The 16,993-nt window shown below is 38.3% G+C and carries 12 protein-coding genes and 3 pseudogenes; 5 read left to right on the forward strand and 10 right to left on the reverse strand.

Translation table 11 applies throughout. The features are described 5' to 3' along the window. Positions 1 to 13 precede the first annotated feature (13 nt). The 6 genes from ispH to murJ form a co-directional block, all read right to left on the reverse strand. Complete coding sequence (ispH, locus tag P4S65_RS16790) at positions 14 to 943, reverse strand: 4-hydroxy-3-methylbut-2-enyl diphosphate reductase (protein ID WP_007376921.1); 930 nt, start codon at positions 941 to 943, stop codon at positions 14 to 16. Next, positions 943 to 1,383 (reverse strand): FKBP-type peptidyl-prolyl cis-trans isomerase, encoded by a 441-nt coding sequence (gene fkpB / locus P4S65_RS16795; RefSeq protein ID WP_337120626.1) that lies wholly within the window; start codon positions 1,381 to 1,383, stop codon positions 943 to 945. The genes ispH and fkpB overlap by 1 nt, the downstream gene beginning before the upstream one ends. Then, positions 1,380 to 1,880 (reverse strand): signal peptidase II, encoded by a 501-nt coding sequence (lspA, locus tag P4S65_RS16800; RefSeq protein WP_007376920.1) that lies wholly within the window; start codon positions 1,878 to 1,880, stop codon positions 1,380 to 1,382. Before lspA ends, fkpB begins: the two co-directional genes overlap by 4 nt. A 12-nt stretch (positions 1,881 to 1,892) precedes the next feature. Next, positions 1,893 to 4,721, reverse strand: coding sequence for an isoleucine--tRNA ligase (ileS, locus tag P4S65_RS16805; RefSeq protein ID WP_337120627.1), 2,829 nt, complete (start codon positions 4,719 to 4,721; stop codon positions 1,893 to 1,895). A gap of 5 nt (positions 4,722 to 4,726) precedes the next feature. Continuing rightward, positions 4,727 to 5,677: a bifunctional riboflavin kinase/FAD synthetase gene (gene ribF, locus P4S65_RS16810; RefSeq protein WP_096793492.1), complete on the reverse strand. Its 951-nt coding sequence runs from the start codon at positions 5,675 to 5,677 to the stop codon at positions 4,727 to 4,729. A gap of 83 nt (positions 5,678 to 5,760) precedes the next feature. Next, a complete protein-coding gene (murJ, locus tag P4S65_RS16815) occupies positions 5,761 to 7,299 on the reverse strand; it encodes a murein biosynthesis integral membrane protein MurJ (RefSeq protein ID WP_442961873.1) in 1,539 nt (512 codons plus the stop codon). Between the two features lie 295 nt (positions 7,300 to 7,594). On the opposite strand from murJ, the gene rpsT reads away from it, so the two are divergent. Further along, on the forward strand, positions 7,595 to 7,855 hold the full coding sequence (gene rpsT / locus P4S65_RS16820) for a 30S ribosomal protein S20 (protein ID WP_002958225.1): 261 nt from the start codon (positions 7,595 to 7,597) through the stop codon (positions 7,853 to 7,855). A gap of 67 nt (positions 7,856 to 7,922) precedes the next feature. Here the strand turns inward: rpsT and P4S65_RS16825 are convergent, their stop codons facing one another. Then, positions 7,923 to 8,306 (reverse strand): response regulator, encoded by a 384-nt coding sequence (locus tag P4S65_RS16825; RefSeq protein ID WP_007376916.1) that lies wholly within the window; start codon positions 8,304 to 8,306, stop codon positions 7,923 to 7,925. Between the two features lie 653 nt (positions 8,307 to 8,959). Here P4S65_RS16825 and P4S65_RS16830 point away from each other — a divergent pair. Next, positions 8,960 to 9,205 (forward strand): hypothetical protein, encoded by a 246-nt coding sequence (locus tag P4S65_RS16830; RefSeq protein WP_007376914.1) that lies wholly within the window; start codon positions 8,960 to 8,962, stop codon positions 9,203 to 9,205. Positions 9,206 to 10,063: 858 nt separating this feature from the next. On the opposite strand, the gene P4S65_RS16835 is transcribed toward P4S65_RS16830, so the two are convergent. Then, a complete protein-coding gene (locus tag P4S65_RS16835; protein WP_337120629.1) occupies positions 10,064 to 10,984 on the reverse strand; it encodes a 2-hydroxyacid dehydrogenase in 921 nt (306 codons plus the stop codon). Positions 10,985 to 11,528: 544 nt separating this feature from the next. Here P4S65_RS16835 and P4S65_RS16840 point away from each other — a divergent pair. Beyond that, a pseudogene (locus tag P4S65_RS16840) lies at positions 11,529 to 13,237 on the forward strand (GNAT family N-acyltransferase). A 196-nt stretch (positions 13,238 to 13,433) separates the two neighbouring features. Here P4S65_RS16840 and dapE read toward each other — a convergent pair. Continuing rightward, positions 13,434 to 14,618, reverse strand: a complete 1,185-nt coding sequence (gene dapE, locus P4S65_RS16845) for a succinyl-diaminopimelate desuccinylase (protein ID WP_337120630.1) — start codon at positions 14,616 to 14,618, stop codon at positions 13,434 to 13,436. A 500-nt stretch (positions 14,619 to 15,118) separates the two neighbouring features. On the opposite strand from dapE, the pseudogene P4S65_RS16850 reads away from it, so the two are divergent. Next, positions 15,119 to 15,771: pseudogene (locus P4S65_RS16850) on the forward strand (OmpW/AlkL family protein). A 61-nt stretch (positions 15,772 to 15,832) separates the two neighbouring features. On the opposite strand, the gene P4S65_RS16855 reads toward P4S65_RS16850, so the two are convergent. Continuing rightward, positions 15,833 to 16,369, reverse strand: coding sequence for a thioesterase family protein (locus P4S65_RS16855; protein WP_007376908.1), 537 nt, complete (start codon positions 16,367 to 16,369; stop codon positions 15,833 to 15,835). A gap of 105 nt (positions 16,370 to 16,474) precedes the next feature. On the opposite strand from P4S65_RS16855, the pseudogene P4S65_RS16860 reads away from it, so the two are divergent. Beyond that, positions 16,475 to 16,968: pseudogene (locus tag P4S65_RS16860) on the forward strand (hypothetical protein). Positions 16,969 to 16,993: the final 25 nt, after the last annotated feature.

A 16,993-nucleotide genomic window follows, 5' to 3' on the forward strand; every position in this document is an offset into this window, starting at 1 on the left:
TCTAAATTTTAAATTAACGTAGCTCTACAGGAACAGCAAATACGATATTTTCTTCTTCGCCTGGGTTTTCAACAACCTGTGTGCCACCTAGCTCTTTTAATCGGCTTATAACTTGTTGTACAAGTACTTCTGGCGCAGAGGCTCCTGCAGTAACACCCACTGATTTAGAACCCGAAACCCACTGTTCTTGCACATCAGTTGCATCATCAATTAAATAAGCAACCGTGCCCATTTTATCTGCCAGCTCACGCAAGCGATTAGAATTAGAGCTATTTTTAGCGCCAACGACTAATAGCACATCAACTTTGTCAGCTAAGTCACGCACAGCGTCTTGACGATTTTGTGTTGCATAACAAATGTCATCTTTACGCGGTCCGTCAATTGATGGAAACTTATTGCGAAGTGCATCAATAACATCAGCGGTATCATCAACTGAGAGTGTTGTTTGGCTGCAATAAAAAAGGTTTTCAGCATTTTTTACATCAAGCGCAATTACATCGTCAACAGTTTCAACAAGGTAAATGCCACCGGCTGAGTTATCATATTGTCCCATTGTTCCCTCTACTTCAGGGTGACCATGGTGTCCAATTAAAATACACTCAATACCTTTTCGACTCGCACGTGTAACTTCCATATGTACTTTAGTTACAAGCGGACACGTTGCATCAAATACTTTTAAGTCACGTCGTTTAGCCTCGCTGCGAACAGCTTGCGATACGCCATGTGCGCTAAAAATAACAATGCTGTCGTCAGGTACTTGATCAAGCTCTTCAACAAAAACCGCACCACGGCTTTTTAATCCATCAACTACATAGCGGTTATGAACTACTTCGTGGCGAACATAAATTGGCTTTTCAAAAATATCGAGAGCGCGCTCAACAATACTAATAGCACGGTCAACACCAGCGCAAAAGCCGCGTGGATTAGCTAATAATATTTCCATTAACCTTCTACCTCAATAATATCAACTTCAAACGTTAAACGCTGACCAGATAAAGGGTGATTAAAATCAATCGTTACCGACTCGCCTTGCACTTCACGTACTAAACCTGGAAGCTCAGTCCCATCAGGTTGAGTAAACGCAATAATTGCACCTATCTTAGCTGGTGTTTCTGGGCCAAATTTACTACGGTCAACGTAGTAAATATTATCTGGGTTTGGCTGACCAAATGCATCTTCAGGTTCTAATTCAAACGTTTTACTTTCGCCTGCAGTTAGCCCTAATAAACACTTTTCGAAGTTTGCCGTTAAGCTGCCATCGCCCATTGTTAATTTAGCAGGTTTATTGTGCACCTTGGTAGAGTCGGCGGCAGAACCATCTTCTAATTTAATAGAAAAATGGAAAATAACTTGTGAGTTTTCACCAATTACAGCTTGGCTCATGCTTTATGCTCCTTCGGACTCTCACCGGTAAAGGCGTCAAATAACAATAGTGCTGCGCCAATACAAATAGCGCAATCAGCAATATTGAATACAGGAAAATGTGAGTCTTTATAAAATACGTGAATAAAGTCGATTACATAACCATACGCAATACGATCGTATAAATTACCAATAGCGCCTGCAAGTACCAGTGCATAGGCACCGCATAGTACTTTGTTTGTTGCAGGTAAACGTTTTAGCCACCACACAAGCAAAGCACTAATAGCAATGGCAATTGCACTTAAAAACCAACGCTGCCAACCACCCGCTTCACTTAAAAAGCTATAAGCAGCACCATAATTATGCACATAAGTAATACTAAAAACAGGGAGTAAATTTATCGACTCTTGATAAGCCATTGTCCCTACAACAAGTGTTTTACTGGCAAAGTCTATTACTAAAAGTAATAGACTCAACCAAAGCCACACTAAACCACTTTTTTGGGCTAGTTTGCTCACTAAGAATAACTCCTAAGCGAATTGACGCTTTTCACCTTCGCCATCAACATTACTTACACAGCGACCACAAATTTCAGGATGAGCTGGGTTAACACCTACATCTTCACTGTAATGCCAACAACGCTCACATTTAGCAGCATCTGTTGCAGCAACACTAATAAACAAACCTTCAATTTCGGTAGCTTGTGTATCAGCAGGCTGGCTATCAACTTCAGTAACATTTACCGCTGATGTTAACAATACAAAACGCAGTTCATCACCAAGCGCATTTAACTTAGCGGCAAGCTCTTTACTCGTAAATAAATTAACCGTTGCTTGAAGTGTTGCACCAATGACTTCTTCTTTACGTGCAGCTTCTAATAAGCGGTTTACTTCGTCACGTACTGTTAGAATTTCTAACCAGTCATCGTTACTAAATTGGCTATTTGTTGGTGCTTGTAAGCCATCATACCAAACTGATGTAAATACGTAGTCACTACGCTCACCCGGTAAAGCTTCCCAAATTTCTTGTGCGGTAAAGCTCATAATAGGGGCCATCCAACGCGTCATTGCTTCTGCTATATGATAAAGCGCTGTTTGACAAGAACGACGTGCATGGCTGTCGCTCTTAGCTGTGTATTGACGATCTTTAATAACATCTAAATAGAACGAACCAAGTTCACCCGTACAGAAGTTCATTAGCTTTTGCGTTACTAATAGCATTTGGTAGCTGTCGTACGCGGCTAAAATCTCGTCTTGTAACTGAGCAGCACGGCCAACAATCCACTTATCAAGCTCAACCATATCATCAACAGCTACTTGATCAGTTTTTGGATCAAAACCATTTAGGTTAGCAAGCAAGTAACGGCTGGTGTTACGAATACGACGGTAACGATCGGCTGAGCGTTTAAATATCTCATCCGACACAGTCATTTCTGCCGTGTAATCGGTAGAAGCCACCCATAAACGTAAAATGTCGGCACCTAGTTTATTCATCACATTTTGTGGAGAAATAACATTACCTAGTGACTTAGACATTTTGCGGCCGTTTTCATCAACAGTAAAACCATGCGTAAGCACTTGCTTATATGGTGCATGTCCATTAATTGCCACTGACGTCATCATTGACGACATAAACCAACCACGATGCTGATCAGAACCTTCAAGGTATAAATCAGCTGGACCAACTAAGTCTTCACGTGCGTCTACAACACATGCATGTGAAACACCTGAGTCAAACCATACATCTAGCGTATCTTGCACTTTCATGTATTGCTTGGCATCTTCTTCACCAAGTAATGTAGCTGGTTCTAAATCGTACCATGCTTGAATACCAGACTTTTCAACAAGCGCTGCTGCTTGAGCAATTAGCTCTTGTGTATTTGGGTGAAGTGCACCGGTGTCTTTATCAACAAACAATGCAATTGGAACACCCCAAGTACGCTGGCGAGAAATACACCAATCTGGGCGGCTTTCAACCATGTTAGAAATACGGCTTTCGCCCCACTCTGGTAACCACTGCGTATTTTTAATCTCTTTTAAAGAGTCTTGACGCAAGTTAGCCTGATCCATACTTACAAACCATTGTGGTGTAGCACGGAAAATAATTGGAGTCTTATGGCGCCAACAATGTGGGTAACTGTGCGTAAGCGCATGATGATGCATAAGCGCACCGTGCTCTTTTAATACTTCAATTACGCTCGCATTCGCCTTAAATACGTGCTGACCTGCAAAAAGTTCGGTATCTGGTAAATAAACACCATTTGCACCAACAGGGTTAGCCACTTCAAGGTTGTAATTTAAACCAGCCACGAAATCTTCTTGACCATGCCCAGGTGCGGTATGTACAACACCAGTACCTGAATCAGTCGTTACGTGTTCAGCAACAATCACTGGTACATTAAAATCATAAAAAGGATGGGCTACTTGCAAGTTTTCAAGCGCAGCACCTTTTACATACCCTAGTACGTGAAAGTGATTAAAACCAAAGCGGTCCATAGCATCTTTAACAAGCTCAGAGCCTAAAATTAGACGTTGTTGTACGCCTTCATCTTCAACCTGTACCAACGCATACTCTAAATCGGCATGCACAGCCACAGCGCGGTTTGCAGGAAGCGTCCACGGTGTTGTTGTCCAAATAACAGTACCAACACTGCCTTCACCTTTATGACCATCAGCCAAATCAAATGCACTCACAACAGCATCTTGATCAACAAATGTAAAACGCACATCAATCGCTGGAGATTGCTTATCTTGGTATTCAACTTCTGCTTCTGCTAATGCAGAACCACAATCTGTACACCAATGCACAGGCTTAGCACCTTTATGCAAATGACCTTTTTCAATAATACGACCAAGTACACGAATTGCATTCGCTTCAAAGTCAAAGTTCATTGTTAAGTAAGGCTTATCCCAATCTGCAAATACGCCTAGACGTTTAAAATCAACTTTTTGACCTTCAACTTGTTTTTTAGCGTATGCACGGCATTTTTCACGAAACTCACTCGCAGTAACTTTTACACCTGGCTTGCCTACTTTTTTCTCAACCATTAACTCGATTGGTAAACCATGACAATCCCAACCTGGAACTAATGGTGAATCAAAGTCAGATAATGTTTTAGACTTAACAATAATATCTTTTAATATTTTATTAACTGAGTGGCCTAAATGGATATCGCCATTTGCATACGGAGGGCCGTCATGCAAAATAAAGGTTTTTTTACCTTTCTTAGCGCTGCGAATTTGACCGTAAAGGTCGTCCTCATACCATGCTTTAAGCATTTTTGGTTCACGTTGTGCCAAATTGCCACGCATTGGAAACGGTGTTTCCGGTAAGTTCAAAGTATGTTTATAGTCGCTCATTTATCCTACATTCCGTCTCTATCGGCTACCTGATTTAAACCAAAACACTGCTTAGCGGCAGCAACATCAGTTGCTATTTGCGCCGTTAATTGTGTTAATGTCTCGAATTTTTTCTCATCGCGAAGTTTTTTTATTAACTCCACATGCATAAATTGTCCGTAAATATCCTGTGCAAAATCAAAAAGGTGAACTTCTAATAATGCACGAGTTCCATTGAATGTCGGCTTATTACCTACATTTGCAACTCCAAAAATCTGTTTTCCTGCAATCGTTGCTTGCACTGCAAACACTCCGTTAACAGGACACACTTGGCGTTTTAGGGCAATATTTGCCGTTCTAAAACCGAGTTCGCGTCCTCTTTTCCAGCCATGTATAACACGCCCAGAAATAGCATAATCGTGACCAAGCATTATTTTAGCACTCGCTAAGTCACCGGATGCTAAAGCATCTCGTATTAAAGTGCTGCTTACTCTAGCATTTAATTGACGAAAGCTCGCGGTGCTTTTTACATCCATGCCCGCTTGCTTACCCATGCTAGCAAGTAAGTGAAAGTTACCTTGGCGTTGCTTTCCAAACTTAAAATCATCACCAACAGTAAGTGCTTTAACACCTAACTTTTTAATCAAAATCTCATTAACGAATTGCTCAGCATGCATGTTTGCAAATTGCTGATTAAAGCTAATGCAAATAACTCGCTCAATACCTAAATCACTTAGCAAACGTAGCTTATCTCGCAAGCGCGTTAGCCGTGCTGGGGCATTATTTTTAGCAAAAAACTCTTGTGGCTGAGGCTCAAACAGCATTACAGTGCTTGGCAAACTATGTGCTTTAGCATCGCTAAGTAAACCTTTTAATACTTCTGCGTGGCCTAAATGAACACCGTCAAAATTACCAATAGTTAACACACAACCAAAATGGTGCGGGCGAATATTGTGTATACCTCTAATTAACTCCATGCCACCTAATGCCTTGTTTAGCGAGTTATTAATTACGACTAAAAATTAATTAAAGTCGCAGAGTTGCCGATTATAATCTTTTTTTAATTTGATTCAGTAATTGCTACACTTTTTATCGTATTTAGTCTAACACCCATCAAAAATAGCATTGCAAAGTAACTAATACCTGCCAAAGCCACTAATGCTATTAATAACATTACCTGATGTGTAAAGCTCCATGCAGCCCAATAATAGTAACTGCTCACAAACCATGTAACAGCTCCCATAACCGCACTTGCAACAACACATTTAAGTGTAAAACGTATACTCATTGATGAGAACTGGTATACATTTTCTTTTTTAAGCTGCCTGTATAATAAAAATGCATTGCAGCTAGCCGATAACGAAGTAGCAAGTGCTAACCCTAAATAACCAATGAAAGGAGCCAGCATAATGTTAAACACCATATTAAGTACTAAGGTGGTAATACCAATACGAACCGGCGTTTTAGTGTCCTGGCGAGCGTAAAAGCCAGGAGCGAGTACTTTAATTAGCATAAAACTTACAAGCCCTACTGAATATGCGGCTACGCCTAGGCTTACTGCTTTGACATGATCAATACTGTCTTCTTTAAAAGCACCGTGGTCGAACAATACGGTAATAATAAGTGGACTGATGATCATTAAACCTATCATTGCTGGTAGGCCTAAAAATATAACAAAACGCACTCCCCAATCGAGAGTCTGCTGAAAGTCGCTACTTTTTTTACTGCTATGTAGTTTAGAAAGCGCCGGTAAAATAACTGTCGCAATACCAATACCAAATAAACCCAGCGGAAATTCAATTAAGCGGTCTGAATAATAAAGCCATGCAATTGAGCCCGTCATCAGTAATGACGCAATCATGGTATCTAACAACAGATTAATTTGACTAATAGAGACACCAAACAAAGCCGGTAGCATAAGTTTTCGTACTTTTTTTACGTTTTCGTCTTGCCATGCCCAACGCGGACGCGCCAACATTTTTGCACGGTATAAAAATGGAAGTTGAAACAAAAGCTGTACAACGCCACCAATAAATACGCCAATTGCGAGAGAATAAGCCCCGACGCTAAATTTATCATGTAAAAAAATTGCACATGTAATAATAGAAACATTGAGTAGAACAGGTGTAAATGCAGCAACAGCAAAACGGTTATACACATTCATGACTGCACCACTAAGCGCCACTAAACTTACAAAAAATAAATAGGGGAATGTAAATTTAAGTAATGAACTTGCAAGTTCAAATTTTTCGGCATTAGGCCCGCCCTGCCACCAATCTATAAACCAACCAGTACCAAATAATGCTGCAATAACAGGGGAGGCAACAACACCTATAATGGTGACAATCAATAAAATGGTTCCTAATGTACCCGCCGCTTGTGCAACAAAAAGCCTGACCTTGTCGTCACCTTGTTGCTCTTTAATTTCACTCAACACGGGTACAAATGCTTGTGCAAACGCCCCTTCTGCAAATAAACGACGTAGAAAATTAGGAATACGGTTAGCAAATAAAAAAACATCAGCAGCTGCACTTGCGCCTAACAAGTTAGCAACGACTGCATCTCGAACGAGCCCTAAAATACGCGATATCATAGTCATACAACTAACTATCATACCGGAGCGAAATAAACCTTTTGACACCTTAAACCTACTCAAAAATCCCTAAGAGAGGCAATTATGCCACAGTCTTTTTTATAAATCGCTTTAAAGCACTAGGCTGGGGGCCTGTGCTTTGTTACAATGTCGGTATTAACTGCTAAAGCGGCAAATTGATGCTCGTTATATGGTGCAGTTTTTCTTGGATTGTTAAATTTAAATTGACATTCATGATTGAAACAGGCATATTCCACGGCCTTTAATTTAAGCTTTATTTTAAGATTGTTAGGAGCAAACCTTGGCTAACATCAAGTCTGCAAAAAAACGCGCTATCACAAGCGAAAAAAACCGTCAGCACAACGCAAGCCGTCGTTCAATGATGCGCACTTACTTCAAAAAAGTAATTGTTGCTATTGAAGCGGGCGATAAAGAAGCTGCACAGCAAGCTTTTTCTGTTGCTACACCTATCCTAGACCGTTACGCAACTAAGGGTCTAATTCACAAAAACAAAGCAGCTCGTCATAAGAGCCGTATAGCAGCTAAGATTAAAGCTCTATAATTTGTTTTTGATAAAATATAAAAAACCGGCTTTTGCCGGTTTTTTTATTTAAAATTTAATTATATAATTACACGTTTTCTAAATCTGGATAGAACTTCTTAAGCATTGCCGCTATTTTTTTAGGAGTGAATGGCTTAACCACAAAACCTTTAGCGCCTTTATCTATCGCATCTTTTACATTCTCTATACCCGAATGAGCCGATACCATAACAACATTAGTCTCAGGGCTTAATTCATTTATTTGTGCAATTAATTCTTTACCATCACCATCAGGTAATTCAATATCTAAAAAGATGATATTATATTTTGCAGCGCGGCACTCGCTAATACACTGTGAGGCGGTAGATGCTTCCTTTACGTTATCTATCCCTAAATGCATCAGCGTTTGACTTAAAAAGCTGCGTACAGTGCTAACGTCATCTACAATTAAAATTGATAGCTGCGTATTCATCTTCATTCCTCATAGGCTACAAGCCAAATTTACGTTATTATATTGGTATATAAATTTATTCATTTAATTATAGAGACCTACACCAAAAAGGCCAGATCTGCTTTATGTCAAAAACACAAAAAAAACAAACACTACTTGGAAAAACGCCTGCCAAAAAAAGCAAGTACAACAACGTAGGCCTCGTACAGCATCGCAAGGCGCAATAAGTGAAACTCAAAGTACGACTATTTCTAGCCAAGGTGGCAAAGAAACTAAGTCAAAAAAAGGTTTAATAATAACTTTAAGCATTGCTCTATTAATAATAATAACGTTTCCAAAGCCGACATTACTCACCTATAAAAAATTAGGGATGGTAAGCGAAAGCATTTATTGGCCTGGTGTATTTGGCTACGGAGCTACCATTATAGATTCAAACTTGCACCCACAATTAGATTCTAGACGAAAATCCCTTTATTTATGTACTAATCCAGAAAGTTTAAATAACTGTCAAAAGTATCAAGTCATAGCAGATCATGGTTTATTTGCAGCGATTGGAAGTTATTTTAAGCATTAAAAAAACTAATCTGAAAATTTAAAATTACTTGGTTGAAAGGTGCGCAAAATATCAACATAATGGCGCTCCTTTTTTCTACAACTGAACTATTGAAACGACCATGCTAAACGAGCTAGATTGGCTTTTAAACACGATACTACTTGCACTAGGTTTAGGTGCATTCTTTATTAACCAGATAACACTGCTACGCGTTGCCGCGATTAGTGCATGTGGTTTGTTATTTTTATCTTTTAGCTTAGATCTTATGTCGTCGAGTGTTATTTCAAATATGAGTTTGGTGCTGATAAATACTTTTTACTTGTTCAAAGTTTATACATTTGGACAGTTCAATGTAACTCAAAGTTAACAACTTTCCCTTAGATTATTTTATAGCCCAGCATTGCTGGGCTTTTTATTGCAAAAATAGAAAGGTTCTCGGAAACATCCTAAATTTAGAAAAATTATTGTCATTAGCGAAATTTTGGGTGAGTAAGGCCGTGTTTACTCTTTTAAGGCTGAATTTGTATAATGGATTGCTTGCTCGCCCACATCCAACGCTCGATTCAAAAATTAGACGATGAATTTTTTATTCTTATACCTATTAGCTTAATTAAGTGATCTATTTTGAGGTAAGAAAACCGTGCCAATAACAAGGCAATAATTTCGTTACTTAGTTGTTATCACTAATTGCTCCTGCATCCGTGCAGCCGTATATCAGAAATATTTAACGCAGTTAGCGTCAGATTTAATCCCTCAAATTGATTAAGTATTATTGCGGATTGGTACTACCTAGATGTGAGTGGGTAATTCTAAGGAAATAACTTGGCTCTGGATAATAAATCGATCTCAGGCAGCTATTTTCAGCGCTAACTGCGTTGGATTTACTTGCAATAAGCCCGAAGGTTTCAGTCGATTAAGTAATCTCTTAACCAAAGTTTAGGTTAAATAGTATTTATGGAAACGATAAAAAAGCAAAAATTTAGAAATAACCACAGCAAAATTAAATAATTGACTGTGGCATTGTGTAATTACAGAACAGTCGGTTGATTAAACCAAGCAGATACACCCAATACAATAATCGAAATAACAATTAAACTTAACTTCACACCACCTTGATTCGTCTTCATAACACCCTCTTTATTGTTTTTATTAATGAGAATACCTAACAACAATAATAAAAATTACAAGTGTTAACAAGTAGTTTGTTAAATTATTTAACTATCCATTAATAACCTTTCGTTCTATCTATTAGATTATTAAGTTTACTACCTTGCCTTAAACATTCAATATTTTCTGCTATTTGCTCAATAACACTTCTTAAATCAGATAATGCGGCACAGTGAGGCGTCAGTGTTATTTTTGGGTGCTGCCAATATGGGTGGTCGATTGCGAGTGGCTCTTGCTCAAAAACATCTAAAGTAGCTACTCGTAAGCTATCTGTATTTAAAGCATCTAATAAATCTTGCTCAATAACATGCTCCCCACGGGCAACATTAATGAGTCCTGCATGGACTGGAAGCTTTGATAATAATGTGCGATCAATTATACCGGTAGTTTCTTGTGTAAGTGGCAATAAACAAATTAGATAATCTATATTAGGAAGCATTTTATTAAGGCCTTGTTTAGCATAAAACATTTCAACATTAACTGCCTTTCTCTCTCTTTGCGCCCATGCACTTACAAGAAAGCCATTACTAACAAGCTTTTTTGCACACGCCTTGCCCAACTCACCAAATCCTAAAATACCAACATTTTTATAGCTATAAGCACGCTTTGGCTGCCAACTTTGCTGGTTTTGTTTAATAAAAAACTCTTTAAAACGTAACTTTTGCGCTAATACATGAGCAAGTACATATTCAGCCATATCCTCTGCCAACTGAGTATCAACAATGCGCACAACCTCAACATTACTAGGTAATAATGCTAAATCGATACTGTCAACTCCAGCACCAAAAGACGAGACAACTTTTAAATTAGGAAGTTGTGACCACATTGTTTGCGGGGCTTTCCAAGCAAGTACAAAGTCGACTTTATCCAAACTCTGGCAATCTGGCCACTCTTCAATGCATACATTAGGTAACCGTATTTTTAATTGCGCCATTAATTTTTTGTTATCTCGCCCTGTGATAGCAACTAATACAGACATCTTTATTTCCAAATAAGTTTCGAGTTTAACTAATTATACTAATCGAGATATCTTTGCCTAGGGCCTACTGACCTTTTAGATTAAAATTCGTTCAATCTAGGGTATTTAATCGCGGCGCGAGGTTTGTAACCTAGCGGGCTCGGTAACTGCTCCTGCGTTACCCTAGTGGCTTACATCCATGTAAGAATAAGTAATACCAACCTGCATAAATCTTTGATCAATTTAACGAATTAAATTGCACTATAACGTCGTTAAAAAATTTTTATTTAGAACAACTAGATACAAAAAATTTTGCCTAGTCCTAGCGTAATTTTCTTAACGTTAAATAGACCCCATATATAAGCTGATTGGTATAAAAACCGAGCAACAAAGAGTAAATTGCCCCTAGGCAGAGTCCTACGGGCTGCGGATGTTTAACCTCAAAAGATAAACATGCCTTGGCTCAATTCGCACTTTAAAAAGTCACACAACTGCAAAGTAACTGTCACACCCTTTTTTTATTCTAAGTAAATGGTAAACATGCCAATGCGTGAAAGAGGTTTATATGATTAGTATTGATAAAGTGATTGCAGCAAATTTACCACAATTAGAAAAATCACCAAAAGTAAAAGGCCTTGTAAAAAAAGGGCTAGGGTATCTGTTACATGAACAGGAGTTTGTTGCCTTTGGTGATGCTTACCCTCACTTGCAAGGTTTAGAGTTTGTTGAACAGGTATTAGATGAGCTTGATTTTGATACACGCTACAAACCTAAACAAATTGAACATATCCCCAATGAAGGTAAGCTGGTTATTGTTGCAAACCACCCTATCGGCTCTTTGGATGCACTTGCACTTATTAAAGTACTCTCAACTGTTAGACAAGATTTAAAGGTTGTAGCTAACCGTATGCTGATGTCGGTTACCCCCATGCATGAACTGTTACTACCCGTTGATAACTTATCTGGAACAAGTAAAAAACAAGAACTCAATAATATCCACCAACACTTAAAAAACGAAGGTGCACTGCTTATATTCCCTGCCGGTGAAGTCTCTCGTTTGAGCCCCACAGGCATAAAAGATTGCAAGTGGAATAGCGGTTTTTTACGTATGGCAAAAAAAGCCAACTGCCCCATTTTACCTGTTTTTATAAAAGCTAAAAACAGCCCTTTATTTTATGGCACATCAATGATTTATAAGCCTCTAGCGAGTTTGCTACTGGTCAAAGAAATGTTTAAGCAACGTCAAAAGTCATTGGAGTTTGAAATTGGAGCTTCAATTCCGCCTGAGTCTTATTTGATAGAAAATCTAAAAGATAAAGAAGTTGTAAACCTTATTCGTAAGCAGCTTTATAGGCTAACGTCTAAAAAGCCGTTACCACTAAAAACACAAATGCCTCTTGCTATACCTGAATGCAGAAAAGAGCTAAAAAAGCGATTGATCAATGCCAGTTGCTGGGTAAAACAATCGACGATATGCATATTCACCTTTATCAATATACCGGTAGCTCTGCGGTGTTTAGAGAGCTAGGTCGATTAAGGGAAATTGCATTTAGAGCAGTGGGAGAAGGCAGCGGTAAGCGTCGAGATATAGATAAATATGATATGGATTATCAACATCTTGTATTATGGGATCCTACTCAATTAGAACTCGTTGGTGCATACCGATTAGCTTGTGCGCAAGATATAATAAAAAAACACGGACGAAAAGGGCTCTACACTGATAGCTTATTTTCCTATACAGAGGCCATGACCCCCTACTTACACCAAGGTATTGAGCTTGGTCGCAGCTTTGTACAACCAAAATATTGGGGACGTAAAAGCTTAGACTATCTTTGGTATGGTATCGGCGCCTTTATTAAAAACTACCCACAATACCGTTACTTATTTGGCGCTGTAACCGTACCTAATACCCTACCAGAGCAGGCAAAAGCCATGCTTGTTTATTATTATCAACATTACTACAAAAACAATGTGCAACTAGCAATGCCTAACAATGAATTTAGACTAAGCGATCAACAACTAACACAATGCCAAACAGTGTTCAGTGGCAACAATGTGAAAGAAGATTTTGTAGAGCTTAAGCACGTATTAGCCAATATGGGAGCGCAAGTCCCCACATTATTTAAGCAATACACTGAGCTCTGTATGCCCGGTGGCGTACAGTTTTTAAGTTTTAGTATTGATCCCGACTTTAACAATTGTACAGACGGCTTGGTTTTAGTCGACCTAGAAAGCGTAAAAGAGAACAAAGCAAAACGTTACTTAAAAAAATAATAACTAGTGCAAAAACTAGAAAAATTTATTACAGCATGTGTTTGGCATTCATGTTATCTCATTGCCTATTTATGCACAGTAACGGCATTGCATAGACGTGGCCGATTAAATAACCTGAACTCTGGATAAATCTATCTCAAGTAGAGTTCAGGTTAAACACACTATTACAAATACAACCTCAAAAGGTCAACACGCCCTAGCAATTTAAAAAAACCTGCTCGAGCAAAGAGCTATAAATTGCTTCTATTTTTACTAAATCACTTATAGGTACATGTTCGTTTACTTGATGTATCGTATTATTACGCAAACCGCACTCTATAACTTGAGTGTGGTTATTTGCAAAAAAACGCCCATCGGATGTTCCACCGCTGGTACTGAGCAGTGGATAACAGCCTGTTTGCTTGTAAATAGCCTGCTCAACATGAGAAAGTAAACTCCAGTCATGAGTGTCTGCTGTATAATATGGCTCACACGGACGCTCCCACTCTATTGTAAAGTAATGGGCAAACTCACTAAGCGATTGTGTCAATAACGCTTTAATCGCCTCGCTGCTATATGCATGACTATAACGCACGTTAAAAGTAACCTCACAATAAGCTGGCACAAGATTATCAATAACGTTATCAATATTAATACCCGTTACTTGCAATGTGGTTTTTGAGCTTTGTTCATCACGTTGCCACGTTTGTTCACTCAAGTAATTAACTATTTTAGCAGCTATAAAAGCTGCATTGATCGTATTATCAGGATAAGCCACGTGCCCAGCCTTACCTGTTACCTTAATACGTGCAGAGAGTGCACCTCTTCGCCCATTCTTGATAGTGTCACCTACGCACATATGGCTGGTTGGCTCTCCAACAATACAGCCATCAAGTACAACACCTTGCTCGGCCAGTTTATTAACGATTACTTGAGAGCCAAATTCAGCCTCGCCTTCTTCATCAGATGTAATAAGCCAATACAATGTTCCTTGCTTATTCTCGCTATTATTAATCAGATTATTTGTTGCGCTAAGCATTGCAGCCACACCACCTTTCATATCTGCAGCGCCTCGACCATACACTGAATCACATACAATATTCCCTGCAAAAGGTGGGCTTAACCATTGCCCTGTTGCTGCTGGTACTACATCTATATGCCCTGAAAAGGCGACGCATGGTCCGGTTCCAAAACTAATTGAAGCGATTAAATTACTCACGCCGTTTACATTAAAATGCTCACACTGTAATCCCAAGTCACTCAATTCTCTAGTAAGCCAATCAATTGCTCCAGCCTGATTAGGTGTAACAGATTCAAATCGAATAAGCGTTTGTAAATATGCAACAACGTCGCGTTGGAATTCTCTTTCACTGATTGCTTTATCAAAAATAGCGATAGCCATATCAAACGCCCTTTATTGCTTAGCCCTAACTTTCGTTAAGAGACTCACGAAAATATTGAGTTATTATTAAAGCCTGAATTTATGACTAAGCGATGTCAGTATTAATACACAGCTGTGACTATTTTTTATATTTTATTATTATAAGGTGTTTAACTTTTGAGGTTAAATTTACAGCAAACTGTGTGGCAATCAGGTAAGGCAGAGCCTAATCATGAAAAAAAGAGACGTTGTTTTCTCGATTCTGGTTAAGGGGGATTTATAACTTTTGCTACCTAAAAAACTGAACTTGCACGCACTAAACAAATTCAGAACAGCGCTTTTAGTTATTTAAGAAATCAAGAGTCAAGTATCTCTGTCGCTAATCAACATCAAAATTAATCTAAATCAATAAAACACTTCACAACGTTCAAACATTTTTGAAACTTTGATCTAGGACAGGTTTTGAACATTTTAAAACTGCAATAATAGCGTCAATCAAAAAGTAGTTCTTGGAGAACAACATGAAAACCACTATTAGTATTGCATTACTGACTTCTTTATTAGCACTTTCTCCTGCTGCACACGCCAATTTTAGCGTAAATGTGGGTGCTATTAACATTAACCCTGATAACAGCAGCTCAAAAATTAACGAAGCACCGACTTTAGGTCTAAAAGGTGATTCTGATACGCAACTAGGTATTACGCTTGACTACGCATTTAACGACCAATGGGTGCTAGAGCTTATTGCAGCAACGCCATTTTCGCATGATGTTAATGGTACTGGTGGGCTAGCGGGTAATAAAATCGCGAATATAAAACAACTCCCCCTTCACTTATTGCTCAGTATCACTTTTTAGATACAAGTTATGCATTAAGACCATTCGTGGGTATTGGAGTTAATTATACAACATTCTTTGATGAGCAACCGTCGCAAGCGCTTAAAACAACGCTTGGTACAAATGATGTAGAAGTAAAGTTAGATGACTCATTTGGATTTGTAGCACAAGTAGGTGCAAATTATAAAATTGATGAAAAATGGGGTTTACATGCAATGGTATCAATTATGGATATTGATACTGATGCAACAGTATATGCTAATGGCGCAAAAGCTCTCACTTCAACCGTTGAACTGGACCCAGTAGTCGCCATGTTTGGGGTTAGGTATAATTTTTAAAAATGCTTTAATGCATGTGTGTGCAAAAGGCCGAAAGGCCTTTTTTATTTTAATTAACTAATCATTTGGGTAAGTTATTTGCTTTTTTCTGTTCAAGCATTTCTTTCCAATGCATAACTTCACTCGGTAGTATCGGTGTTTTACCTTTGAAACTAGCGACTTCAAGCATTTCTTCGATACTTACAATGCCTTTTTTACTTTTAAACACACCGCGTACATAAGCAATAGCATGTAAGCCTCGTGCTGAATGAAATTTTTGTTCTATATAAAAATACTTATGATCCCAACCAACTAGTTTTGTACTAATAGTGTAGCGTTGCATTGGTTTAATATCACGGATATACGTGATGGCGGTAGCATTAACAATAGGAAACCAACGGCGTTTCAAAATTTGCTTAAGCAAACCCACTCGTTCCGTCATCCATGTACGTGACAAATCCATCATGGCTAAATAACGTGAGTTTGTTAAATGCAGATTTATATCGCAATCAGTTGGTAGTGCTTTGTAATCAATATCTACTGTATCAAGTAAGTCTTGATATTGATGATTACGCTTAATTTTAAAAAATAATAAAAGAAGTCGAATATATAAGTTCACAGCAAAGGTCTTACCAGTTCAATTTACCTGAGTGTAACACAGGCACTTGCTAAGACGAATATTCTGCTTTAATCTGAGGTTATAAATACAACTAAAAATTTACTTATGAATTCAAAATTAAACATCCTTATTGCTAGTATATTCTTAACAGTGAGCCACCACGCGTTAGCCGATTTTAATTTCCCCGGTAATGGCTCTATTACTTACTCTACAGGGGTAGAAAAATCGTTTGAATTTGGTTTTGCTTGGCAACAAAAATTTAAAAAATTTACTATTGGCTCAAAGAGTTATGAAATGGATCAAATTCCTAGCTCCTACTCAGTCGCCATCACGCTTGCAAAAGACGGCAGCCAAGTATGGGTTCAAGAATTTAATAATGGATTTATAGAAGCGTTTGATTGGACAATAGGCAAGCACACCATCACTCTAAAAAAACAACAGTTTAGTGATCAAGTGAAAGGGAATTATGTTATTGAGTTAGATGGCCGAAGTTACTTTTTTGCTCGTAATAATGCCAGTATTGTTATGAAATTTGATGAAGATGGTATAAAGACGATTGCCATTGATGGTGTCAAAAAAATATGGGCACTAAAAATTAATTAGCGCCCTATTTTAAATATTGCC

It is taken from the genome of Pseudoalteromonas sp. B131b (assembly GCF_037162545.1).
Taxonomy (GTDB): domain Bacteria; phylum Pseudomonadota; class Gammaproteobacteria; order Enterobacterales; family Alteromonadaceae; genus Pseudoalteromonas; species Pseudoalteromonas fuliginea.

What these genes read in the sequence shown, in the direction of transcription:
- ispH (WP_007376921.1), bottom strand. Translation starts at nt 943, where the DNA reads ATGGAAATATTATTAGCTAATCCACGCGGCTTTTGCGCTGGTGTTGAC.
- fkpB (WP_337120626.1), bottom strand. Translation starts at nt 1,383, where the DNA reads ATGAGCCAAGCTGTAATTGGTGAAAACTCACAAGTTATTTTCCATTTT.
- ileS (WP_337120627.1), bottom strand. Translation starts at nt 4,721, where the DNA reads ATGAGCGACTATAAACATACTTTGAACTTACCGGAAACACCGTTTCCA.
- ribF (WP_096793492.1), bottom strand. Translation starts at nt 5,677, where the DNA reads ATGGAGTTAATTAGAGGTATACACAATATTCGCCCGCACCATTTTGGT.
- murJ (WP_442961873.1), bottom strand. Translation starts at nt 7,299, where the DNA reads ATGACTATGATATCGCGTATTTTAGGGCTCGTTCGAGATGCAGTCGTT.
- P4S65_RS16825 (WP_007376916.1), bottom strand. Translation starts at nt 8,306, where the DNA reads ATGAATACGCAGCTATCAATTTTAATTGTAGATGACGTTAGCACTGTA.
- P4S65_RS16830 (WP_007376914.1), top strand. Translation starts at nt 8,960, where the DNA reads ATGCTAAACGAGCTAGATTGGCTTTTAAACACGATACTACTTGCACTA.
- P4S65_RS16835 (WP_337120629.1), bottom strand. Translation starts at nt 10,984, where the DNA reads ATGTCTGTATTAGTTGCTATCACAGGGCGAGATAACAAAAAATTAATG.
- dapE (WP_337120630.1), bottom strand. Translation starts at nt 14,618, where the DNA reads ATGGCTATCGCTATTTTTGATAAAGCAATCAGTGAAAGAGAATTCCAA.